Source organism: Streptomyces sp. NPDC048255, from assembly GCF_040652415.1.
Taxonomy (GTDB): Bacteria; Actinomycetota; Actinomycetes; order Streptomycetales; family Streptomycetaceae; genus Streptomyces.
This window is the reverse complement of sequence record NZ_JBEZMA010000073.1, coordinates 1-21462: the sequence shown is the minus strand read 5'-3', so window position 1 is coordinate 21462 and position 21462 is coordinate 1. Positions and strand designations below refer to the sequence as shown.

Annotated in this window: 22 protein-coding genes; 14 read left to right on the top strand and 8 right to left on the bottom strand. The window is 72.7% G+C overall.

Translation table 11 applies throughout. The features are described from left to right. Nucleotides 1-96: 96 nt before the first annotated feature. Nucleotides 97-729, bottom strand: a complete 633-nt coding sequence (locus tag AB0D94_RS33600; protein ID WP_362060122.1) for a TetR family transcriptional regulator — start codon at nt 727-729, stop codon at nt 97-99. Between the two features lie 239 nt (nt 730-968). Here AB0D94_RS33600 and AB0D94_RS33595 point away from each other — a divergent pair, with 239 nt between their 5' ends. The 3 genes from AB0D94_RS33595 (at nt 969) to AB0D94_RS33585 (ending at nt 4187) form a co-directional block, all read left to right on the top strand. Further along, a complete protein-coding gene (locus AB0D94_RS33595; protein WP_362060119.1) occupies nt 969-2282 on the top strand; it encodes a glycosyltransferase family 4 protein in 1314 nt (437 codons plus the stop codon). Between the two features lie 82 nt (nt 2283-2364). Then, a complete protein-coding gene (locus tag AB0D94_RS33590; protein ID WP_362060116.1) occupies nt 2365-3108 on the top strand; it encodes a class I SAM-dependent methyltransferase in 744 nt (247 codons plus the stop codon). Beyond that, the gene (locus tag AB0D94_RS33585; RefSeq protein WP_362060113.1) at nt 3105-4187 is read left to right on the top strand and encodes a prenyltransferase; all 1083 of its coding nucleotides are present in this window, start codon (nt 3105-3107) and stop codon (nt 4185-4187) included. Before AB0D94_RS33590 ends, AB0D94_RS33585 begins: the two co-directional genes overlap by 4 nt. Nucleotide 4188: 1 nt before the next feature. Here AB0D94_RS33585 and AB0D94_RS33580 read toward each other — a convergent pair whose 3' ends face one another. Then, a complete protein-coding gene (locus AB0D94_RS33580; protein WP_362060110.1) occupies nt 4189-4491 on the bottom strand; it encodes a hypothetical protein in 303 nt (100 codons plus the stop codon). Between the two features lie 178 nt (nt 4492-4669). Here AB0D94_RS33580 and AB0D94_RS33575 point away from each other — a divergent pair, with 178 nt between their 5' ends. Continuing rightward, the gene (locus AB0D94_RS33575; RefSeq protein ID WP_362060147.1) at nt 4670-5248 is read left to right on the top strand and encodes a hypothetical protein; all 579 of its coding nucleotides are present in this window, start codon (nt 4670-4672) and stop codon (nt 5246-5248) included. A gap of 75 nt (nt 5249-5323) precedes the next feature. Next, nucleotides 5324-5725: a hypothetical protein gene (locus AB0D94_RS33570; RefSeq protein WP_362060107.1), complete on the top strand. Its 402-nt coding sequence runs from the start codon at nt 5324-5326 to the stop codon at nt 5723-5725. A gap of 157 nt (nt 5726-5882) precedes the next feature. Here AB0D94_RS33570 and AB0D94_RS33565 read toward each other — a convergent pair whose 3' ends face one another. The 4 genes from AB0D94_RS33565 to AB0D94_RS33550 all read right to left on the bottom strand — a co-directional run bounded on the left by AB0D94_RS33565 (nt 5883) and on the right by AB0D94_RS33550 (nt 9759). Further along, entirely contained in the window at nt 5883-6893 is a 1011-nt protein-coding gene (locus AB0D94_RS33565; protein ID WP_362060104.1) for an LLM class F420-dependent oxidoreductase, read from the bottom strand. A 168-nt stretch (nt 6894-7061) separates the two neighbouring features. Then, nucleotides 7062-7880 (bottom strand): hypothetical protein, encoded by an 819-nt coding sequence (locus AB0D94_RS33560; protein WP_362060101.1) that lies wholly within the window; start codon nt 7878-7880, stop codon nt 7062-7064. 149 nt (nt 7881-8029) lie between these two features. Next, nucleotides 8030-9040 (bottom strand): N-acetylmuramoyl-L-alanine amidase, encoded by a 1011-nt coding sequence (locus tag AB0D94_RS33555; protein WP_362060098.1) that lies wholly within the window; start codon nt 9038-9040, stop codon nt 8030-8032. A 74-nt stretch (nt 9041-9114) separates the two neighbouring features. Continuing rightward, nucleotides 9115-9759, bottom strand: coding sequence for a class I SAM-dependent methyltransferase (locus AB0D94_RS33550; protein ID WP_362060095.1), 645 nt, complete (start codon nt 9757-9759; stop codon nt 9115-9117). Nucleotides 9760-9946: 187 nt separating this feature from the next. On the opposite strand from AB0D94_RS33550, the gene AB0D94_RS33545 reads away from it, so the two are divergent. The 5 genes from AB0D94_RS33545 to AB0D94_RS33525 all read left to right on the top strand — a co-directional run bounded on the left by AB0D94_RS33545 (nt 9947) and on the right by AB0D94_RS33525 (nt 15116). Further along, nucleotides 9947-10795 carry a helix-turn-helix transcriptional regulator gene (locus tag AB0D94_RS33545; RefSeq protein WP_362060092.1) on the top strand — a complete coding sequence of 283 codons (849 nt, stop codon included), beginning with the start codon at nt 9947-9949 and terminating at the stop codon, nt 10793-10795. After that, nucleotides 10755-11090: a DUF397 domain-containing protein gene (locus AB0D94_RS33540; protein WP_362060089.1), complete on the top strand. Its 336-nt coding sequence runs from the start codon at nt 10755-10757 to the stop codon at nt 11088-11090. The genes AB0D94_RS33545 and AB0D94_RS33540 overlap by 41 nt, the downstream gene beginning before the upstream one ends. Before the next feature lie 50 nt (nt 11091-11140). Continuing rightward, the gene (locus AB0D94_RS33535) at nt 11141-11671 is read left to right on the top strand and encodes a hypothetical protein (protein ID WP_362060086.1); all 531 of its coding nucleotides are present in this window, start codon (nt 11141-11143) and stop codon (nt 11669-11671) included. A 79-nt stretch (nt 11672-11750) separates the two neighbouring features. Then, nucleotides 11751-13892 (top strand): acyl-CoA dehydrogenase family protein, encoded by a 2142-nt coding sequence (locus AB0D94_RS33530; RefSeq protein ID WP_362060083.1) that lies wholly within the window; start codon nt 11751-11753, stop codon nt 13890-13892. A 15-nt stretch (nt 13893-13907) separates the two neighbouring features. Further along, nucleotides 13908-15116: a lipid-transfer protein gene (locus AB0D94_RS33525; protein ID WP_362060080.1), complete on the top strand. Its 1209-nt coding sequence runs from the start codon at nt 13908-13910 to the stop codon at nt 15114-15116. A gap of 198 nt (nt 15117-15314) precedes the next feature. Here the strand turns inward: AB0D94_RS33525 and AB0D94_RS33520 are convergent, their stop codons facing one another. Continuing rightward, complete coding sequence (locus AB0D94_RS33520) at nt 15315-15677, bottom strand: DNA-binding response regulator (RefSeq protein WP_362060144.1); 363 nt, start codon at nt 15675-15677, stop codon at nt 15315-15317. A gap of 250 nt (nt 15678-15927) precedes the next feature. On the opposite strand from AB0D94_RS33520, the gene AB0D94_RS33515 reads away from it, so the two are divergent. From AB0D94_RS33515 to AB0D94_RS33505, 3 genes are read left to right on the top strand one after another with little or no spacing between them, the layout of a single operon-like run. Next, entirely contained in the window at nt 15928-16782 is an 855-nt protein-coding gene (locus AB0D94_RS33515) for a MaoC/PaaZ C-terminal domain-containing protein (RefSeq protein WP_362060077.1), read from the top strand. Between the two features lie 30 nt (nt 16783-16812). Then, a complete protein-coding gene (locus tag AB0D94_RS33510; RefSeq protein WP_362060074.1) occupies nt 16813-17889 on the top strand; it encodes a Zn-dependent alcohol dehydrogenase in 1077 nt (358 codons plus the stop codon). 24 nt (nt 17890-17913) lie between these two features. Further along, entirely contained in the window at nt 17914-18855 is a 942-nt protein-coding gene (locus AB0D94_RS33505; RefSeq protein WP_362060071.1) for a 3-oxoacyl-ACP reductase, read from the top strand. Nucleotides 18856-18881: 26 nt separating this feature from the next. On the opposite strand, the gene AB0D94_RS33500 is transcribed toward AB0D94_RS33505, so the two are convergent. Then, entirely contained in the window at nt 18882-20012 is a 1131-nt protein-coding gene (locus AB0D94_RS33500; protein WP_362060068.1) for a hypothetical protein, read from the bottom strand. A gap of 220 nt (nt 20013-20232) precedes the next feature. Between AB0D94_RS33500 and AB0D94_RS33495 the strand changes: the two genes are divergently transcribed. Continuing rightward, the gene (locus AB0D94_RS33495) at nt 20233-21270 is read left to right on the top strand and encodes an iron-siderophore ABC transporter substrate-binding protein (protein ID WP_362060065.1); all 1038 of its coding nucleotides are present in this window, start codon (nt 20233-20235) and stop codon (nt 21268-21270) included. Nucleotides 21271-21462: the final 192 nt, after the last annotated feature.

Sequence of the window (21462 nt, the reverse complement as noted above, 5' to 3'; positions counted from 1 at the left end):
AGGCCGCCCGGAGGGGCGGCCTCGGGAGGGGCCCGGCGCCACGGCCAGGAGCCCGGTCTTCGCGAGGACCGGGCTCCGTACGCGCCTCCGGCGGAATCAGGCCTTTTCTGGCGCCGTCAGGTCGATCAGGCGGCAGACCGTCTCGATGTCGATCTTGACCTGGGCGATCGACGCCCGTCCCGACAGCCAGGTGATCAGCGCCGAGTGCCAGGTGTGCTCGATGACCCGGACCGCCGAGAGCTGCTCCGCCGTCGGCGGGGCGTCCAGGCCCATCGCGTCCAGGATGATCGCCGTGGTGAGCCGGGAGACCGTGTCCACCTCGGGGCTGACGCTGCGGTCGGCGAAGGTCAGCGCCCTGACCATCGCGTCCGCCAGGTGCGGCTCGCGCTGGAGGGCGCGGAAGGCCCGCATCAGGGTCTCCGCGACCCGCGCCGCCGGATCGTCACCGGCCGGCGGGCGCTTGCGGAGCGTGGTGTGCATGTGCTGGAGCTGGTCCTGCATGGTGGCGACCAGCAGGTGCACCTTGGACGGGAAGTAGCGGTAGAGCGTGCCCAGCGCCACGCTGGAGGACTCCGCGACCTCGCGCATCTGGACGGCGTCGAATCCGCCCCGGCTGGCCAGCTGGGCGCTGGCGTGCAGGATCCGGCGGCGGCGCGCCTCCTGGCGCTCCGTCAGGGGCGGGGACGCCGGCGTGGTGACCGTGCTGACGGCTTTCGCTTCCGCTGTCATGTGTCCCGTTCCATGGCGTTCCGTGTCGTTGCGGGGGTCGAGTACGGCGGCTGATCCGGGCTGATCCGGGGTCAGCATCGCAGGCGCCGGAGCCGTGGCGCGAATCACCTGCTCCGCCTCTTACGGTGTGGTTTCCGGCCGGTAGATTCAATGGTCTTCAACGGATCAAGTCTGAAACTTGTTCTACATTATCCGAGCGGTTACGCTCCGGCGAAAGTGCAGGGAGAAGGGGGCCGAGAGTGACCGCTGAGGCCATGGTGACGAGCCCTTTCGCGGGTTCCGCCACCGACGGCGACCGCCCGCTGCGCATCGCGCTCCTCACCTATAAGGGGAACCCGTTCTGCGGTGGCCAGGGCGTCTACGTCCGCCACCTCTCGCGCGAGCTCGTACGCCTCGGGCACTCGGTCGAGGTCATCGGCGCACAGCCCTACCCGGTGCTCGACACGGGCGCCTCGCTCACCGAGCTCCCGAGCCTGGACCTCTACCGGCACCCCGACCCCTTCCGCACCCCGAAGCGCGACGAGTACCGGGACTGGATCGACGCCCTTGAGGTCGCCACCATGTGGACCGGCGGATTCCCCGAGCCGCTGACCTTCTCGCTGCGCGCCCGCCGCCACCTGGCCGCGCGCGCGGGGGAGTTCGACGTCATCCACGACAACCAGACCCTCGGCTACGGGCTGCTGGCCGGCCTCGGCGCGCCGCTGGTCACCACGATCCACCACCCCATCACCGTGGACCGGCAGCTGGACCTCGACGCCGCCAAGGACCGCAAGAAGCGGCTCTCCGTGCGCCGCTGGTACGGCTTCACGCGCATGCAGGGCCGCGTGGCCCGCAAGCTGCCCTCCGTGCTCACCGTCTCGGGCTCCTCCAAGCAGGAGATCGCCGACCACCTCGGCGTCCGGGACGAGCGCATCCACGTCGTCCACATCGGCGCCGACACCGACCTGTGGTCGCCCGACGCGGCCGTCGCCGAGGTCCCCGGGCGCATCGTCACCACCTCCAGCGCCGACGTCCCCCTCAAGGGGCTCGTGCACCTCGTCGAGGCGCTCGCCAAGCTGCGCACCGAGCAGCCCGACGCCCACCTCGTCGTGGTCGGCAAGCGAGCCGAGAAGGGGCCGGTCGCCCGCGCGATCGACACGTACGGGCTCAAGGACGCGGTGCGGTTCGTCAAGGGCATCTCCGACGCCGAACTCGTCGACCTCGTCCGCAGCGCCCAGGTCGCCTGCGTCCCCTCCCTCTACGAGGGCTTCTCGCTCCCCGCTGCCGAAGCCATGGCCACCGGTACCCCGCTCGTCGCCACCACCGGCGGTGCGATCCCCGAGGTCGCCGGCCCCGACGGCGAGACCTGCCTCGCCGTGCCCCCGGGCGACGCGGGGGCGCTGGCCGCCGCGCTGGGCCGGATGCTGGCGGACCCGCAGCTGCGGGCCCGCCTCGGCGCCGCCGGCCGCGAACGGGTCCTGGCCCGCTTCACCTGGGCCAAGGCCGCCGAGGGCACCGTCGCGCACTACCGCGCCGCCATCGAGCGGGCCGCCCGTACCCCCCGTACACGGTGACCTTCCGCACCTCTCGTTCCCTGACTCTCATGAGCAGCCCCCGCAATCCCCGCAACCCCCGCGACCGCGAAGGCAGGACCCCGTGCTGACCGTCGATTTCTCCCGGTTCCCGCTTGCCGCAGGCGACCGCGTGCTCGATCTGGGCTGCGGCGCAGGCCGGCACGCCTTCGAGTGCTACCGGAGAGGCGCCCAGGTGGTCGCCGTCGACCGCAACGGCGAGGAGATCCGCGAGGTCGCCAAGTGGTTCGCCGCCATGAAGGAGGCCGGTGAGGCCCCCGCCGGGGCCACCGCCACCGCCATGGAGGGCGACGCGCTCGCCCTGCCCTTCCCCGACGAGTCCTTCGACGTCGTCATCATCTCCGAGGTGATGGAGCACATCCCCGACGACAAGGGCGTGCTCGCCGAGATGGTGCGCGTGCTCAAGCCCGGCGGGCGCATCGCCGTCACCGTGCCGCGCTACGGCCCCGAGAAGATCTGCTGGGCGCTCTCCGACGCCTACCACGAGGTCGAGGGCGGCCACATCCGCATCTACAAGGCGGACGAGCTGCTCGGCAAGATGGAGGCCGCGGGCCTCAAGCCGTACGGCACCCACCACGCGCACGGCCTGCACTCCCCGTACTGGTGGCTCAAGTGCGCCTTCGGCGTCGACAACGACAAGGCGCTGCCGGTCAAGGCGTACCACAAGCTCCTGGTCTGGGACATCATGAAGAAGCCCCTGGCCACGCGGCTCGCGGAGCAGGCCCTCAACCCGGTCATCGGCAAGAGCTTCGTGGCGTACGCGACCAAGCCGCACCTGCCCGTCCTCCCCGCCGGCGCCGCGCAGTGACCTCCCCAGGGCGCACCGAACACCTCGTCCTGGACGGCGTACTGACCGCCGGGCAGGCCGCCCAGACCGTGGCGGGCATCCTCGCCGCGCAGCGGGCCGACGGGGCCATCCCGTGGTTCCGCGGCCACCACCTGGACCCGTGGGACCACACCGAGGCCGCGATGGCCCTGGACGTGGCCGGTGAGCACGAGGCGGCCGAGCGGGCGTACGCCTGGCTGGCCCGCCACCAGAACCAGGACGGCTCCTGGTACGCGGCCTACGCCGACCGCGAGGACGGCGTGGACACCGCCGAGCCGCAGGACGCCAGCCGCGAGACCAACTTCACCGCGTACATAGCGGTGGGCGTCTGGCACCACTACCTGTCCACCGGCGACGACGCCTTCCTCGACCGGATGTGGCCCACCGTCTACGCGGCCGTGGAGTGCGTCCTCGCGCTCCAGCAGCCCGGCGGCGAGATCGGCTGGAAGCGCGAGTCCGACGGCACGCCCGTCACGGACGCGCTGCTGACCGGGTCCTCCTCCATCCACCAGGCGCTGCGCTGCGCGCTGGCCGTCGCCGAGCACCGCGAGGAGCCGCAGCCCGACTGGGAACTGGCCGCGGGCGCGCTGCGGCACGCCATCCGCCGCCACCCGGAGCGGTTCCTCGACAAGAACCACTACTCGATGGACTGGTACTACCCGGTCCTCGGCGGCGCCCTCACCGGCGCCGAGGCCAGCGCGCGGCTCGACGCCCGCTGGGAGGAGTTCGTCGTACCGGGCCTCGGGGTGCGCTGCGTGCTGCCGAACCCGTGGGTGACCGGCGGCGAGTCCTGCGAGCTCGCGCTCGCCCTGTGGGCGACGGGCGAGTCCGACCGGGCGCTGGAGATCCTGCGCTCGATCACCCACCTGCGCGCCGAGAACGGCATGTACTGGACGGGGTACGTGTTCCAGGACAAGGCGGTCTGGCCGGTGGAGCAGACGACCTGGACCGCCGGGTCCCTGCTGCTCGCCGTCGCGGCGCTGGGCGGGGACGAGGCCACCACCGAGGTGTTCGGCGGGACCTCGCTCCCGGCGGGGCTGGAGCCGGACTGCTGCGGCTGAGTCAGCGGCGGTAGAGCCAGCCGGCCACGGCGTGGCCGACGAGGACGTAGACCACGGCGGCCACGCCGTAGCCGAACACGACCTGGACCCACTCCCTGCTGAAGGTGAACAGGTCGTACGACCAGCCGGCCAGCCAGGTCGCGGTGTCGTGGACGAACTCCACGAGCTCGTTGCCCCGGTTGGCGTCCAGCAGGTACAGCAGGATCCACAGGACGATCACGAAGGCCAGCACGTCCGCCACCAGTGCGACGGCCCGCCCGGCCTGACTGCTTCCGCGTGCGCTTGCTCGGGTGTGTGTGGGCATGTGGCGCGTCTTGCCGCCCGGGCGCGCGGCAAACCCGAACGGGTCCGCCCAGTGGTGCGGCCGCGGGGCCGGGGCGAGGCTGCGGGGGACGCCTCAGTCCCCGGAGGAAACCGTGCCCCTTCCCACGACCGTCCGATTCCGCCGCGCCCTGACGGCGGTGGTCCTGTCCACCGCGCTGCTGGCCGGCGCCACCGCATGCGGCAGCGACGGCGGTGGCACCACGAGCCGAGCGGAGGAGCTCTCCGCCGCCTCGATGGGGGAGCTGGCGGCCCTCGCGGCCGCCGAGCCCGCCGCCGCGGAGGCCGACGAGCTGGCCGCGGTGACGCCCTCGCCGACCACCCCCGCCGAGAAGCAGAAGTTCGCCAAGACGCGGTTCGTCGCCAACGCCGGACTCGCGGCCGGGGCGACCTACCAGTGGATCGTCAAGCCGTACCGCGAGGGCAAGTTCAAGAAGGGTGCCAAGGGCCGTACGTTCGCCCTCATCAAGGCCGGTCTCGCGGGTGCCTTCGCGTACAACCGGCTGAAGGCGGCCGCCGACAACGCCAAGGGCGACCCGCTGCTGTCGAAGGCGATGGGCCCGCTGACGGCGGGCATCGAGTCCCTCAAGGGCCTCGGCAGCAAACTCCGCAAGGGCCAGGCCGGCGACGCCGACATCGACTCCTTCGACAAGGTCATCAACGGCGTCAAGGAAGCCGGCAAGAACGCGGGCGCAACGGTCACCGACAAGGTCCCCAGCGTCTCCCAGCTGGGCGGCTAGGGCACCGCCTTCCGGCCATCCGTCTGAACGTCGCTCCGGTCTGCCCCGGAGCGCGCGGGCTGTTTCAATGGGCGGGTGATCGAGATCGTGGTGGCCGTCCTCGCCGCCGGGGGAGCCGGGTGGCTCCTGCGGCGCAAGCACCTCGCGCGGAAGGCCGCCGGGCCCGTGCCCGGGATCCCCTGCATGGTCCGCAGCCCGGCCGGTGAGGGGCGGTGGCGGGCGGGGCGGGTGTACGCCGACGCGGGCGCGGCCCGCTGGGTCCCGGGGCGCGGGGAGGCCGTGGCGCTGGCAGGCGGACGCGCCACCGGGGTGCGGATGCCCACCGTGAAGGAGGGTCTCGTCATCAACCCCGGCTCGCGGATCGTCACCTGTGTCTACGGGGCCGGCGCGGCCATGGAGATCGCCGTCATGCCGCTGGACCTGAGGGAGCTGCTGGCGGCCGTCCCGCAAGCCGGCGGTACCGAAGACACCGCCTAGTGCTGTGACCGGAAAGGTTCACCGGGTCGCGCCGCCCGGCACGGCACCTCGCCGCGTTGTCGGACCGCGCCGGTACGTCCAGTACGAGCCGCGGCCCTCCGCCTTGCGATGCACCGCACCGGACGACGCGACCCGGCAAACCCTTCCGGCCACAGCACTAGCTGTTGAGTTCCGCCAGCACGCGCAGGGTGTGCGGGTCCGGTGCGGTGAGGAGCAGGTCGGTGACCGGGCCCTTGCGCCACAGCTCCAGGCGTTCCGCGATCCGCTCCCGGGGGCCGATCAGGGAGATCTCGTCGGCGAAGGCGTCGGGGACGGCCAGGACCGCTTCCTCCTTGCGGCCGGCGAGGAAGAGTTCCTGGATGCGGCGGGCCTCCTCCTCGTAGCCCATGCGCGCCATCAGGTCGGCGTGGAAGTTGCGGGCCGCGTGGCCCATTCCGCCGATGTAGAAGCCGAGCATCGCCTTGACCGGCAGGAGGCCTTCCGCGACGTCGTCGCACACCTTGGCACGGGCCATCGGCGCGATCACGAAGCCCTCGGGTACGCCGGTCAGCGAGGCCTGGTAGACGTCGGTGCGGGTCGGCGACCAGTACAGGGGGAGCCAGCCGTCCGCGATCCGGGTCGTCTGGGCGATGTTCTTCGGGCCCTCCGCGCCCAGCAGCAGGGGCAGGTCCGCGCGCAGCGGGTGGGTGATGGGCCGCAGGGCCTTGCCGAGGCCGGTGCCGTCCTCGCCGCGGTACGGGTGGCTGTGGAAGCGGCCGTCGAGCGCGACCGGGGCCTCGCGGCGCAGCACTTGGCGGATGACGTCGACGTACTCGCGGGTCGCGGTGAGCGGGCTCGCGGGGAAGGGCCGGCCGTACCAGCCCTCGACCACCTGCGGCCCGGAGAGGCCCAGGCCCAGCATCATCCGGCCGCCGGAGAGGTGGTCCAGGGTGAGGGCGTGCATGGCGGTGGCGGTGGGGCTGCGGGCGGCCATCTGCGCGATGGCGGTGCCGAGGCGGATCCGCGAGGTGTGCGCGGCGATCCAGGTCAGCGGGGTGAAGGCGTCCGAGCCCCAGGCCTCGGCGGTCCACACCGAGTCGTAGCCGAGGTTCTCGGCCTCCACGGCGAGGTCGAGGTGGGCCGGGTCGGGGCCGCGGCCCCAGTAGCCGAGTGCGAGTCCGAGGCGCATGCGGGTCCCCTCAGGCGAGGTGGTTTCTGACGAGGCGTCAGGAGACTGTATGGCAACGGCCCCCCGCCCGGAAGGGTGGGGGGCCGTTGCCGTGGTCCTCGCGTGTGCGGCGCCGTTGCCGGGGCGCTGCCCCGGACCCCGCGCCTCAAACGCCGGCGAGGCTGGGAGTCAGCCGCGCTGGATGCCCGAGGTGTCGTTCAGGACGCCGCGGCGGCCGTCCTGGGTCTGGGCGATCAGCGTGGCCGCGCCGCGCTGCTCCACGGCCAGGTACCAGGTGCCCGGCGCGAGTTCGGCGATCGGGGTGGGGGAGCCGTCCTCGGCGAAGAGGGGGCGGGCCACCGGGACGGCGAACCAGAACGGGGTGAAGTCGGCCGCCGGGGCCGGCTCCGGCGCCGGGGCGTGCTGGGCGGAGTCCTGCGGGCCCGGGGCCGGAGCCGGGGTGCCGCCGTACGGCGGGACCGGCTGCGGGGTGGTCCCGTAGGGCTGCTGCCCGCCCGGGTAGCCGTACCCGGCGCCGGGGAGCGGCTGGCCCCCGTACGGCGGGACGGCGGCGGGTGCCGACGCCGGCACCAGGGCCCCGGCGAGCGCCGGGACCTTCGCACCGAAGAGGGCGACGCCGGCCAGCGCCAGGGTGGCGATGAAGGAGATGATCGCGCCGGCGCCCAGGTCGAGGGTGCTCGGGCAGGTGATCAGCGTCCACAGCGCCGACCAGGCGGCCGAGACGGCGAGCACCGTGCCCCAGGCCGCCAGCGGCAGGCCCAGGACCTTGCGGGTCTCCGGCTGGAAGCGCGCGGCGACCAGCAGGCCGGCCGCGATGAAACCGATGAGGAAGACGCTGGGGAGTGCCAGTCGGTACGCGTCGGTGTCCCAGGCGCTGGGGAGGTCGCCTCCGGTGGTGGAGTAGAAATCGAGGAACGAGGCGATGAACAGCAGCGCCGCTGCTCCAATCACCACGCCGTCGCCTCGAGTGAGGGAGCGGATGTTCACGTCTTAGGTGTCCTTCTCGGTCTCGGTCGTCTCGTGGTGCCGCGGTCGCAGCTCTTGCCTGGAGCGGGGCGGGCGGCACCATGGTACGGACGTCTCGCACTGCCGAGAGGATCGGGGCGGCGAGCAGCCCCGGCGGGGCTGCCGGTGGACTACCCGCCCAGGAACCCGACGATGCCGTCGGCGATGCCCTGGGCGGCCTTCTGCCGCCACTCCGGACTCGTCAGCAGCGCCGCGTCCTTGGCGTCACGCATGTTGCCGCATTCGACGAAGACCTTGGGCTGGGTGGACAGGTTCAGTCCGCCGAGATCGTCGCGCACGACCAAACCGGTACCGCCGCCGAGGTAGTTGGCGGGGGCCGATCCGGTGGTCCGGGCGAAGTTCCCGGCGATCCGCTCGCCGAGCCGCCGGGAGGGCTCCACGATCTTCGCGGTGTCCGCGCCGCCGCCCTTGACCTTCGCCGGGAGGATGACGTGGAAGCCGCGGCTGCCCGCGGAGACGCCGTCGGCGTGAACGGAGACCACGGCATCGGCCTTGGCCTCGTTGCCGATCCGGGCGCGCTCGTCGATGCACGGGCCGAAGGGGCGGTCGGCGTGGTGGGTGAGGACCACCTTGGCGCCCTGCGCCTCCAGTACGGTCTTCAGCCGTTGGGACACGTCGAAGGTGAACTCGGCTTCCATGTACCCCGAGTTGGTGGTCGTGCCGGTGGTGTCGCACTCCTTGCGGCCCGTGCCGATGTCCACCTTCTGGTTGATCTCGGTGCCGTGCTGGAAGTTGCCCGTGTTGTGGCCGGGGTCGACGACGACCGTCCGGCCGTCGAGCGGGCCCTTGGCGGGGGCCGGAAGGGGGGAGGGTGCGGAAGGAACCGGGGAGGGCGTCGTACCGGCCTCCGCGCCCGGGGTCGCGCCCGCGCCCGCGCTGGGCTTCGCGTCACCGTGGGCCGAGTGGGAGGCGGGTAGCGGCTTGAGCTGGGGCAACTCCCCCTCGGGCCCGGCCCCGGCCAGCACCTGGGTCAGGACCCAGCCGGCCAGGCAGGCCGGTGCCAGCGCGGCGGCCGCCACGACGAGGGTGGAGCGGCGGGTGAACCAGTGCCGGTCCGGGCTGACCGACCTGGAGGACTCGGGGGGCGGGGGCGGGGGCGAGGGACTGTCGTCATTGCGCACGCCGCGATGCTAATCCGACGAACTGCCCGGCAGCCGGATGCTGCTCCATCCGAGGGCGAGTGCGCGCCGCGTCCTCAGATGCCCGGGCCGGTACGCCGCAGCACGCGCAGGGAGTCCGTCACCGAGACCTCCTCGAAGGCCCCCGAAGCCAGGGCGCGCAGGTAGATCCGGTACGGGGCCTGGCCGCCGTCGGCCGGATCCGGGAACACGTCGTGGATCACCAGGGTCCCGCCCTCGGCGAGGTGCGGGGCCCAGCCCTCGTAGTCGCCGCTCGCGTGCTCGTCGGTGTGCCCGCCGTCGATGAAGACGAAGCCGAGCGGACCGCCCCAGGCGGCGGCGACCTGCGGGGAACGGCCGACCATCGCGATCACGTGGTCCTCCAGCCCGGCCTTGTGCAGGGTCCGGCGGAAGGTCGGCAGCGTGTCCATCAGCCCGACCTCCGGGTCCACCACGCTCGGGTCGTGGTACTCCCAGCCCGGCTGCTGCTCCTCGCTGCCCCGGTGGTGGTCTACGGTGATCGCCGCGACCCCGGCCTCGCGCGCGGCGGCGGCCAGCAGGATCGTGGAGCGCCCGCAGTACGTCCCGACCTCCAGCAGCGGCAGTCCCAGCGCCCCGGCCGCGGTGGCGGCCTCGTACAGGGCGAGTCCCTCCCGTACGGGCATGAACCCCTTGGCGGCCTCGAATGCGGCGAGGGTCTCCGGCTTGGGGGTGGCGGCCATGTGTTCCTCCTGGGCTGCGGGTGGTCGGCCCATGCTGCCCTACTGCTCGGTAAGGATCCATGTCGGGTCACCGGAACACCAGATGCGGTCAGTTCCGCACTACGGATACCTGAGTGCGAGCGCGTGACTACGCTCGGCGATGATCGAAACGCACGCCGCACGGTGTCAGCTTGGGGGTGACCGTCCCATGGTCAGCATGCGCGACCTAGATCCCAGCGCCTCGCCGCTGGACTACTACGGCTACGAACTGCGCCGCCTGAGGGAGGACGCGGGCCTCAACCAGGCGGAGCTCGGCAGTGCCGTGTTCTGTACGGGTTCCCTGATCGGCCAGATCGAGTGCACGAGGCGGGTCCCGACCCGGGACTTCTCGGAACGGGTCGACGCGGCACTGGGCACGGACGGGCTGTTCTCGCGGCTCATCGGCCTGGTGCTGCGGAACCAGCTGCCGACGTGGTTCCAGCCCTACGCGGAGATGGAGGCGCGGGCGGCGTACCTCTCGACGTTCCAGGCGCAGTTGGTGCACGGGCTGTTGCAGACCGAGGCGTACGCCCGGGCAGTGCTGGGGGTGTCGAGCGAGGAAAATCTCGACGCCAACGTGGCCGCCCGGATGGAGCGCCACCGCATACTCGACCGTGAGAACCCGCCACTGATGTGGGTCGTGCTGAGCGAGGCCGTACTGCATCAAGAGGTCGGCGGCCGGGAGGTCATGCGGAACCAACTCGCCCATATCCTGGCCCTGGAGAGCAGGGAGTGGGTGCAGGTACAGATCCTGCCGTACGAGGCGGGCGCCCATACGGGGCAGATGGGCTCGTTCACCCTCCTGCGCTTCGACGACGACCCGGATCTCGTCTATACCGAGGACTTCATCCAGGGCCATATGACGGCCAATCCACAGGCTTTCAGGGAGGGTTCGCTCCGATACGATCATTTGCAGGCCGCCGCCCTCTCCCTGGAGGCATCGGCGGAGCGGATCGCCCGCGTATTGGAGGAACGCTATGGAGACCATCCAGAACATGACGGGCGCACGGTGGCGTAAGTCGTCCTACAGCGGTGACACCGGCGGCCAGTGCGTCGAGTGCGCCCCCCTCGGCGCCGCCTGGCGGAAATCCTCGTACAGCGGTGACACCGGGGGCGACTGCGTCGAGTGTGCCCCCCTCGGCGGCGCCGCCTGGCAGAAGTCCTCGTACAGCGGTGACACCGGCGGCGAATGCGTCGAAGTCGCCGCCCAGCCCTGTCGGGTCGCCGTGCGGGACTCCAAGAACCCCGATGGCCCGGCCTTCACCGTCGGCGCCGCCGCCTTCGCCGTCTTCGTCGGGTCCCTGTCCGCCTGAAGGCCCTGGGGTCGGCGGAGGCTGTCAGTCCGGGTTCATAGGATCACGGCATGTCTGACGCCTTCACCGTCCTCTGGACCCATGACACGTGCCGTGCCCTGCGCAAGGCGGGCCGCGTGGGCGAGAGGCCGCCCGTCGCCTTCAGCGGCGTGCACAGCTCCCTCCCCGCCTGGTCCGGTGCCCGTGCCGGGGACGAGGTGTACGCGCTGCACGTCAACCAGCGCGTCGTGTACGTGGTGAGCCGGATGCGGATAGCCGACGTGGAGCGGCGGGCCTGCTGCGGCGCGAGCCCCGCGACCTGGCAGGACCCCGCGTTCCCCGGGCACGGCGACTGGTCGATGCTCGGCGCCGAGGGCTGCGGTGCCACGGCGGTCCACGTGGACGCGACGCCCGTGCGCTTCGACACGCCGATCCCCGGCGATCTGCTGGAGCGCCTCACCTGGCGCAACGGCCGAGGGCGGACGCGCCAGCTGAAGCACGTGGTGGACGGCCGTCTCGAACGTTCCGTCAGCCTCCAGGGGTTCTACCGTCTGACCTCCGAGTCCGCCGACGAGCTGGCGGAGGTCCTCGCAGCGTCTTGAGCCGGCCGGGCGGCTCCGGGGGAGAACACGTTCTCATCTGACCTTCCGTCAGATGAGAACGTGTTCTAGTCTGCCGCGCATGGGCATCGGAATCACAGCGGAGCAACGGGAGTTGGCCGAGGCGGTGCGCGGCTGGGTGGCGCGGGCCGCGCCGCCCGAGGAGGTGCGCAAGCTGCTCGACACCCCGCCCGGGGTGGGGCAGCGGCCCGCCTACTGGGACGCGATGGCCGCGCAGGGCCTACTGGAGCCCCACCTGGAGGGCGGCACCCTGCTCGACCTCGCCGTCGTCGTGGAGGAGGCCGCCCGGGCCGCGCTGCCCGGGCCGTACCTGCCGAGCGCACTGGCCTCCGTCCTGCTGGACCGGGCCGGGGCCGCCCCGCTCGACGGCCGGGTCGGCGCCGTCGCGCTGGGCCCCGGCACGCTGACCGCCGTCGCCGTCGAGGGCGGCGGCTACCTCCTCGACGGCACCGCGCCCCCCGTGCTCGGAGCCGGGGAGGCCGACCTCGTGCTGCTCGCCGCCGAGGCGCCGCACGGCACGCGCTGGTTCGCCGTGGACGCCGCCGCGCTGGCAATCCGTACGCACGAGAGCGCCGACCCGACCCGCCCCACCGCCGAGGTCCACGCGCGCGGGGTCACCGCCGGGCCGGACCGGGTGCTGGAGCTGGACGCGGCCCTCGTACGGGACCTGGCCTGCACCCTCTTCGCCGCCGACGCCTGCGGCACCGCCGCCTGGGCCCTGCACACGGCCGCCGGGTACGCCAAGGTGCGCGAGCAGTTCGGCCGGCCCATCGGGCAGTTCCAGGGCGTCAAGCACCTGTGTGCCGACATGCTGGTCCGCCTCGAACAGGCCAGGGCGCTGGCCTGGGACGCCGCGAACGCCATGGACGAGCCCGACGGGCCCGCCGAGGTGCGCACGCTCGTCGCCGCCCTGGCCGCCGGAACCGCCCTGGACGCGGCCTGGTCCTGCGCCAAGGACTGCATCCAGATCCTCGGCGGCATCGGCTTCACCTGGGAGCACGACGCCCACATCTACCTGCGCCGGGCCCTGGTCGCCCGCCAGCTCCTCGGGCACGGGGACGGGCACCGGCTACGGGCCGTGCGGTGCGCCGCGGGCGGTGCGCGGCGCGAGCTGCGCCTGGAACTCCCGGAGCGGGCGGAGGCGTACCGGGCGAGCGCCCGGACCGCCATCGAGGACGCGCGCGGCCTCGACCCGGCGGCCGCCCGGCGGATCCTGGCCCCCACCGGATACGCGGCCCCGTATCTGCCGCCCCCGTACGGACTCGGCGCCGGACCCGTCGAACAGCTCGTCGTGCAGCAGGAGCTCCAGGAGGCCGGGGTCAAGGTCGCCGACCTCGGCATCGCGACCTGGGTCGTGCCCTCCCTGCTCGCCTACGGGACGGACGCGCAGCGCGAGGCGTACGTACTGCCCACCCTGCGCGGGGAGCTCACCTGGTGCCAGCTCTTCTCCGAACCCGGTGCGGGCTCGGACCTCGCCTCGCTGCGGACCAGGGCCGAGCGCACCGAGGGGGGCGGCTGGCGGATCAACGGACAGAAGGTGTGGACGAGTTCTGCGCACAGCGCCGACTTCGGCATCCTGCTGGCCCGCACCGATCCCGACGCCCCCAAGCACCAGGGGCTCGGCTACTTCGTCGTCGACATGCGCAACACCCCCGGCATCGACGTCCGGCCGCTCAAGGAGATCACCGGCGAGGCCCTCTTCAACGAGGTCTTCTTCGACGACGCGGAGCTCCCGGCGGACGCGCTGGTCGGCGCGGCGGACGGCGGCTGGAAGGTCGCCCGCAACACCCTCGGCAACGAACGCGTCCACATGGCCGACCAGATGACCTTCGACACCGGCCTGGAGGCCCTGATCGCCCGCTCCGCCGGCCTCGACGGGGCACACCGGGCGCGGATCGGGGCGCTCGCCGCCGAGGCGCACGCCCTGGCCTGCATCGGACTGCGGACCACCCTCCAGCAGGTGTCGGGGCTGGAACCGGGCGCGGGTGCCTCCGTACGCAAGCTCGTCCAGACCCCGCACCAGCAGCGGACCGCCGAGCTGGCCCTGGAACTGCTGGGACCGGCGGGCGCGGTGCGCGAGGGGGCGGGGGAGCGGGCGGTGCACGGGATGCTCATGTCCCGCTGCCTGACCATCGCCGGGGGCACCACGCAGGTCCAGCTCAATGTCGTCGCCGAGCGGATCCTCGGCCTTCCCCGGGACTGAAGGGACAGCAGGGACATGAAGTCGTACATCGTGGGCGTCGGCATGACGAAGTTCGAGAAGCCGGAGTCGAGGGACTGGCAGTACTGGGACATGGTCAAGGAGGCCGGGTCCGCGGCGCTCGCCGACGCGGGCGTGGACTACGGGCTCGTCGAGCAGGTGCCGGTGGGCTACTGCTTCCAGGCGTCCACCGCCGGGCAGCGGGCCGCGTACGAACTGGGGCTGACCGGGGTCCCGGTCTACAACGTCAACAACAACTGCGCGACGGGCTCGACGGCCCTGATGATGGCCCGGCAGTTCGTGGAGGGCGGGCTGAACGACTGCGTGCTCGCGCTGGGCTTCGAGAAGATGAAGCGCGGCGCGCTGGGGGGCGGGGCGGACGGGGGGGCCCGCGGCGGAGCCGCTGATGATTCCTTCAAGACGTCGCCCGTGGCCCGGCACTACGGGATCATGGCCGCCGCGCACGGCTTCGAGATGTCACCGCCGACCGCGCAGATCTTCGGGAACGCGGCCCGCGAGCACATGGAGCGGTACGGGACCACGGCCGCGCAGCTCGCCGCGGTGGGCGCCAAGAACCACCGGCACTCCGCGAACAACCCGAACGCGCAGTTCCAGGACGTGTACACGGTGGAGGAGATCCTGGCCGCCAAGCCGATCCACGATCCGCTGACCAAACTCCAGTGCTCGCCGACCTCCGACGGGGCGGCGGCCGCGCTGGTCGTCTCGGAACGGTTCGTCGTCCGGCACGGGCTGCACGACAAGGCGGTGGAGATCGTCGCGCAGGCGATGACCACGGACACCGCGGACAGCTTCGGGGGCTCCTGCATCGACGTGGTCGGCAAGCCGATGACGGCGGCGGCCGCGCGGCAGGTGTACGAGGCGTCCGGGCTCGGCATCGAGGACGTGGACGTGGTCGAACTGCACGACTGCTTCTCGATCAACGAGCTGCTGACGTACGAGGCGCTCGGCATGTGCGGGGACGGGGCCGCGGGGAAGCTGGTGGAGAGCGGGGCGACGACGTATGGCGGGCGGTGGGTGGTCAACCCCTCCGGGGGGCTGATCTCCAAGGGGCACCCGCTGGGGGCGACGGGGCTGGCGCAGGCGGCGGAACTGGTCTGGCAGCTGCGGTCTCAGGCGGGGCCGCGGCAGGTCCCTGGAGCGCGGGTGGGCCTCGCCCACAACATCGGCCTGGGTGGCGCGGCGGTGGTCACGCTGCTGCGGCGGTAACGGGCCTGGCGCTGGCTCGGGGCTCCGCCCCGCAGCCCGCGCCTCAGCCGAATCCAGCCCCGCCGGCGTTTGAGGCGCGGGGTCTGGGGCGGAGCCCCAGGTCCCGGCGGAGCCGGGCTCCGTGGCCGACGCCCCGCGCGTGCGGTCCGGCGGAGCCCCAGGTCCCGGCGGAGCCGGGCTTCGGGGAGAGCGGCTTCGCTAGGGGCCCGGCCGGAAGGAGGGGTCGATCACCGTTTCGCCCCGCGAGGCCCGGTGGATCGCTGACGCCAGGTCCTCGATCGGGTCATCGCGCAGGATCACGCCCGCCGCCCCCGCGGCAAGGGCCGCGTCCAGCAGGCCCGGACGGGCCGAGCCGGTCAGGACGAGGACGCGGCACTCCGGATCGTCTGCCAGGAGCGCCGCGACGGAGCCCGGCTCCTCCACCAGCGCCACCGCCGGGCGGGCCAGCGTGTCGCGGACGACCTCGATGTCCGGCTGGAGGCCGAGCCGGAGCGCGAGCGCCGGGTTCGGCGGGTCCAGCAGCACGCGCAGCGAACGGTTCTGGCGGTGGTCAACGGGCATCTCTTCCACCCGGGAAGGGTATGGCCCAGCCCCCGCAACCCCGCGCAACACGCCTTGGCGGAATGGAATCTGACGGCAGGTCAAGACTCTTCCCTCCTGCTGGGGCGTGCGTTATACATTCCTTCACCGGCACCCTAGAACGCGTTCTAGAACCGGTCCCGCATACGACCTCGGTGCGGCCGACGGTGCGGACGGCCGCACCGAGGTCTTCCAAGGCCCCCGTTCTTCAAAGACAGGGAGCAGCATCCCCATGCCCATCGATGCCGCCAAGGCCCTCGCCGCCGACCCCCGCGTGGGAGCCATCGGCTGGGACCACAAGGACATCCAGCTCTACCACCTCGGCCTCGGCGCAGGCCGCCCCGCCACCGACCCCGACGAGCTGCGCTACACCCTGGAGTCCAAGCTCCACGTGCTGCCCAGCTTCGCGACGGTCGCCGGCGCCGGCATGGCCATGCTCGGCGGCCTCGCCGCCCCCGGCATCGACGTCAACCTCGCCGCCGTCCTGCACGGCGGGCACTCCATCGAGCTGCACCGGCCCATCCCGGTCAAGGGCGAGGCCACCTCCACCTCCAAGGTCGCCGCCGTCTACGACAAGGGCAAGGCCGCGGTGATCGTGCTGCGTTCCGAGGTCGCGGACGCCGACGGGCCGCTGTGGACCAGCGACGCGCAGCTCTTCGTACGAGGCGAGGGCGGGTTCGGCGGCGAACGCGGCCCCTCCGTCACCTCCGGGCAGCCCGCGCGCGAGCCCGACCGTACCGAGGAGCGGCACATCCGGGAGGACCAGGCGCTCCTCTACCGCCTCTCCGGCGACTGGAACCCCCTGCACGCCGACCCCGAGTTCGCCAAGCTGGCCGGCTTCGACCAGCCGATCCTGCACGGCCTGTGCTCGTACGGGATGACCCTGAAGGCCGTCGTCGACACGGTGCTGGGCGGGGACGTCTCGCGGGTCCGCGCCTACCGCACGCGCTTCGCCGGGATCGTCTTCCCGGGCGAGACGCTGCGCATCCGGATGTGGCAGGAGCCCGGCCGCGTCCTGGTGTCGGTGAGCGCCGCCGAACGGGACGACGCGCCGGTCCTCGCCGACACCGTCGTCGAACACGCGTAGTACGAGATCCAGACCTTAAGGAGCCGCACCGTGCGCGCAGCACTGCAGAGCGAGATCGGCCAGGACAAGCTCGAGGTCGTCGACGACATGGAGGCCGTGGGCCTCGGTCCCGGCAAGGTGAAGATCCGGATCAAGGCCACCGGCCTGTGCCACTCGGACCTGTCCGCGATGAGCGGCATCCTGCCGCAGCCCGCCCCCTTCATCCCGGGCCACGAGGGCTCCGGGGTGATCGCCGACGTCGGTGACGGGGTCACCAGCCACAAGATCGGCGACCGGGTCCTCGTCTGCTGGCTGCCGCCGTGCGGCCACTGCCCCTCCTGCAAGCGCGGCCAGGGCCACCTGTGTCTGGAGAGCCTGGTCAATGCGGGCATCCCCAACTTCCGCCGGGCGGGCGGGGACATCTTCGGCTTCGCCGCGACCGGCACCTTCGCCGAGGAACTCGTCGTCGACGCCAAGTGCGCCGTCCCGATCCCCGACGACGTGCCCTTCGACATCGCCGCGCTCATCGGCTGCGGGGTCACCACCGGCCTCGGCGCGGCCATCAACACCGCCGAGGTGGCGGCCGGGTCCTCGGTCGCCGTCATCGGCTGCGGCGGCGTCGGCATATCCGTGATCCAGGGCGCCAAGGTGCAGGGCGCGGCGCAGATCGTCGCCGTCGACCCGGTGGAATCGCGGCGCCAGGCCGCCCTGCGGTTCGGGGCGAGCGAGGCGGTCGCCCCGGACGCCTTCGACGACGCCAAGAGCCGGATCACCGGCGGCGAGGGCTTCGACTACGTCTTCGAGGTCGTCGGCAAGTCCGCCACCGCGCAGACCGCGTACAAGATGACCCGGCGCGGCGGCAGCGTGGTGATCGTCGGCGCGGGAGCGCTGGACGACAACTTCCAGATCGACATGTTCTCGCTGTTCTTCGACGAGAAGAAGATCCTGCCGTCGATGTACGGCGGCGGCGACGTGCTCCGCTCCTACGAGCGCACGATCGCGCTGTGGCGGGCCGGCCGGGTGGACCTGGAGAGCCTGATCACGCACCGGGTGCAGCTCGCCGAGATCAACGACGCCCTCGACCAGATGCGTACGGGCACGGCCCTGCGCACCTGCATCGAGATCTGATCCGTTCTGAGAGGAATCCGGTAGATGTCACTCCCACTTGAGGGACTGTCCGCCATCGTCACGGGTGCGGGCCGCGGCCTCGGCCGGGCCGAGGCGGTCGAACTCGCCCGGCTCGGCGCGAGCGTGGTCGTCAACGACTTCGGCCAGCCCGGCCGCGACGGCTCCGGCGAGGCCTCGGCGGCCCCGGCGGAGGAGGTCGCCGCGGAGATCCGTGCGGCGGGCGGGCAGGCGGTCGCGCACCTGGGGGACGTGGCCGACTTCGAGCAGGCGCGCCAACTGGTGGACCTGGCGGTGAGCAGCTTCGGCAAGCTCGACATCCTGGTCAACAACGCGGGCATCCTGCGGGACCGGATGGTCTTCTCGATGTCGGAGGAGGAGTGGGACTCGGTGATCCGGGTCCACCTCAAGGGCCACTTCAACACCACCCACTTCGCGTCCGTGCACTGGCGCGAGCGGTCGAAGGCGGCGGGCGGCCCGGTCTACGGCCGGATCGTCAACACCTCCTCCGAGGCCTTCCTCGGCGGCTCGGCCGGCCAGCCGAACTACGCGGCGGCCAAGGGCGGCATCGTCGGTCTGACCACCTCCACCGCCCTGGCGCTGGCCAAGTACGGGGTGACGGCCAACGCCATCTGCCCGCGCGCCCGCACCCGGATGACGGAGGACGTCTTCGCGGGCTTCCAGGTCCCGGAGGAGGGCAAGCTGGACGCCCTCGCCCCCGAGCACGTCTCACCGCTCGTCGGCTACCTGGCCTCGCCCGCCGCGGCCAAGGCCAACGGGCAGCTGTTCGTCGTGCACGGCGGGATCGTGGTCGTGATGGAACGCCCCAAGGTGGCCGCGAAGTTCGACACGACCAAGGAGGCCTTCTCCTTCGAGGAGCTCGACGAGCTCCTGACCCCGCACTACGACTCCCGCCCGGCGAACGAGACGTTCGCCGCGACGGAGGTCCTGGGTCTCAAGCACGACTAGCGCGGTCGTGCCCGTCCCCCCACGGGTCAGCCGAGGGGGGCCTGCTGGAGGGGGACCGGGCGCAGGGCCGGCTCCGGCGGGGGGTCCAGGCGGACCGGCGGGGGAGGGGCGGCCGGCAGGGTCATCCCGAGGATCCCGCAGGGCACCTCCGGGGTCGCGTACGGCAGGTGGAGCCGGCCCTCCCGGCTCCACAGGCCGGTACCGCCCAGCCAGCCCACCGGGGGGCCGAGCCGGAAGACGTGCCGGTCGGCGGGGCGCCACAGCGCGAGGCCGGCGTCCTCCCCCGGCCGGCCCGTCCGCAGGGCGACCCCGCAGGTCTCCGGCATCAGGGCCTGGCCCGGCTGCACGGCGAAGGGCACGGCCTGCGCCAGGCCCTCCCCGCGCAGGCACTCCGGGAAGCGCACCGGCAGGGAGCTGCCCAGCACCCCCCAGCCGAGCCGCGGCTGCCCGGGGGCGTCCGAGCGGATCAGCAGCAGCCCGCTGTCGGGGTCGGCGAGCAGCAGCCGGTCGTCACTGCCCTCCGCGATCTGGAGCAGCAGGGACACCTCGCTCCCGCCACTGCCGATGCCTCCGCCCAGGTCCACGGCGACGGCCTTGGTGACCCCGTCCACCTCGCGGTCCAGGGCCAGCATCCGGCCCGCCCGGTCCAGCCACACCCCGCCGGAGCACCGCCCCGGGATGTCGGCCGCGCGCCGCGGCCCGGGAGCGCCGCCCCCGGCCACCTGCCAGACCGTGCTGCCCGTGTCCGACACGGCCAGGGCGAAGGCGCAGGACCCGTCCGGCGACGGCGGCAGCAGGCGGACCCGTACGCCCTCCTCCGCCTCCACCCCGCCCAGCTGGAGCTCCCCGGTGCGCGGCCCGGCAGCGGCGCCCGTCGGGTACAGCAGCGCGAAGGCGTGCCGCTCCGCCACCCGCCGGTGGATCAGCACCCGCCCGTCGGCCAGCGGCAGCACCTCGCTGTCGGCCTCCTCGGGCTGCGCGAGCGGCAGCGGGACCGCGTACGCCTCGGGCCCGGCCAGGGTCCAGCGCTCGGCGTACAGCGCCTCGCCGTCCCCCGCGAGCCGGGCGGCGTACGACCCGTCCGCGGCGATCGTGAACGGCGCCGTGGCCGGGGCCGCGGGCGTGGCCGTCGTCGTTTCGATGGCACAGACAGTCATCTGCGCGTCACCTCCGGGTCAGGAAGCTAGTTTTCGCACTTCCTGCCGAACAACACGACCAGGGCGGCTTCACACATAAGGGTGGCCGGTGGGCGATTCGCGTGTGGTGACGGTGGCGATTGTGCTGTGCGATATCGGGGCGTTTAGGGTGGGGAATCGGTTAGGTATGCCTAACCAGTCCCTCGTGCATCCCCTGTCGCCCCACACCAGGAGTCGTCCCATGTCCTTCCGACGCCGCGGAACAGCCGCCGTCGCCCTCGCGGCCGCCGCCGCACTCGCCCTCACCGCCTGCGGCGGCAAGGACGGCGAGGCCGCCAAGGACGACAAGGCCGGGGGTGGCGGCAAGCAGGCCGTCGCCCAGGGCGGCAAGGAGTTCGGGGACGCCGCGGCGAAGACGGCCGCCTTCGGGACCACGGCCCCGGCCGGCCAGTTCCCGCGCACCCTCACCCACGCCATGGGTTCCACCGAGCTCAAGGCCGCCCCCAAGCGGGTCGTGGTGCTCGATGTCGGCGAGCTCGACAACGTCGTCTCGCTGGGCGTGCGGCCCGTCGGCTACGCGCCGTCCGAGGGCGACGAGTCCATCCCCGACTACCTGAAGAAGGACGCGGGCGAGCCGAAGTCGGTCGGCACCATCAACAACCTCAACCTCGAAGCGATCAACGCCCTCAAGCCCGACCTGATCCTCGGCAGCCAGCTGCGCGCCGCGGACAAGTACGACGCGCTCTCCAAGATCGCCCCGACCGTGTTCTCCATCCGCCCGGGCTTCACGTGGAAGGAGAACTACCTCCTCAACGCCGCCGCCCTCGACAAGACCGCCGAGGCGAAGACCAAGCTGGAGGCCTACCAGGCCAAGGCGGTCAAGCTCGGCGAGGACCTCGGCGAGAAGAAGCCGACCGTCACGATGCTGCGCCACATGCCGGGCAAGACCCGCCTCTACGCCGGGGCCTCCTTCATCGGCACGATCCTGAAGGACTCCGGCATCCCGCGCCCGCAGAACCAGCAGGCCGAGGAGCTCGCCGTCGAGATCAGCCCGGAGCGGATGGACGAGGCCGCCGCCGACTGGATCTTCACCGGGGTCTACGGGCCCAAGGACAAGACCAAGCGCGACGCCGCCGAGGCCAACCCGCTGTGGAAGGGACTTGAGGCCGTGAAGCAGGGCCGTGCGAAGGACGTCCCGGACGAGACCTGGTACCTGGGCCTCGGCGTCACCGCCGCCGACAAGGTCCTCGACGACCTCCGGGGCCACCTGGTCAAGTAGCCGCGCAATCCCCTGGCGGGGCCGGACCATCCCCTGGCGGGGCCGCCCCATCCCCACCGGGGCAAAGCCGGCCCCGCCGGCGTTGAGGCCCGACCGGGGGCGAATCCAGCCTCGCCGGCTGCGCCGGGTCCAGGCCCCCCCCCCCCCGGCGAGCAGCTGGGTGTGCCGCCCCAGCCGGCGCGGGCACGCGGT

Coding starts and splice junctions, on each gene's coding strand:
- AB0D94_RS33565 (WP_362060104.1), bottom strand. CDS start 6,893: ATGCGCCTCGGACTCGCACTCGGCTACTGGGGCCGCGGCCCCGACCCG.
- AB0D94_RS33495 (WP_362060065.1), top strand. CDS start 20,233: ATGTCCTTCCGACGCCGCGGAACAGCCGCCGTCGCCCTCGCGGCCGCC.
- AB0D94_RS33580 (WP_362060110.1), bottom strand. CDS start 4,491: ATGCCCACACACACCCGAGCAAGCGCACGCGGAAGCAGTCAGGCCGGG.
- AB0D94_RS33545 (WP_362060092.1), top strand. CDS start 9,947: ATGGTCAGCATGCGCGACCTAGATCCCAGCGCCTCGCCGCTGGACTAC.
- AB0D94_RS33550 (WP_362060095.1), bottom strand. CDS start 9,759: ATGGCCGCCACCCCCAAGCCGGAGACCCTCGCCGCATTCGAGGCCGCC.
- AB0D94_RS33535 (WP_362060086.1), top strand. CDS start 11,141: ATGTCTGACGCCTTCACCGTCCTCTGGACCCATGACACGTGCCGTGCC.
- AB0D94_RS33500 (WP_362060068.1), bottom strand. CDS start 20,012: ATGACTGTCTGTGCCATCGAAACGACGACGGCCACGCCCGCGGCCCCG.
- AB0D94_RS33515 (WP_362060077.1), top strand. CDS start 15,928: ATGCCCATCGATGCCGCCAAGGCCCTCGCCGCCGACCCCCGCGTGGGA.
- AB0D94_RS33525 (WP_362060080.1), top strand. CDS start 13,908: ATGAAGTCGTACATCGTGGGCGTCGGCATGACGAAGTTCGAGAAGCCG.
- AB0D94_RS33530 (WP_362060083.1), top strand. CDS start 11,751: ATGGGCATCGGAATCACAGCGGAGCAACGGGAGTTGGCCGAGGCGGTG.
- AB0D94_RS33540 (WP_362060089.1), top strand. CDS start 10,755: ATGGAGACCATCCAGAACATGACGGGCGCACGGTGGCGTAAGTCGTCC.
- AB0D94_RS33520 (WP_362060144.1), bottom strand. CDS start 15,677: ATGCCCGTTGACCACCGCCAGAACCGTTCGCTGCGCGTGCTGCTGGAC.
- AB0D94_RS33600 (WP_362060122.1), bottom strand. CDS start 729: ATGACAGCGGAAGCGAAAGCCGTCAGCACGGTCACCACGCCGGCGTCC.
- AB0D94_RS33505 (WP_362060071.1), top strand. CDS start 17,914: ATGTCACTCCCACTTGAGGGACTGTCCGCCATCGTCACGGGTGCGGGC.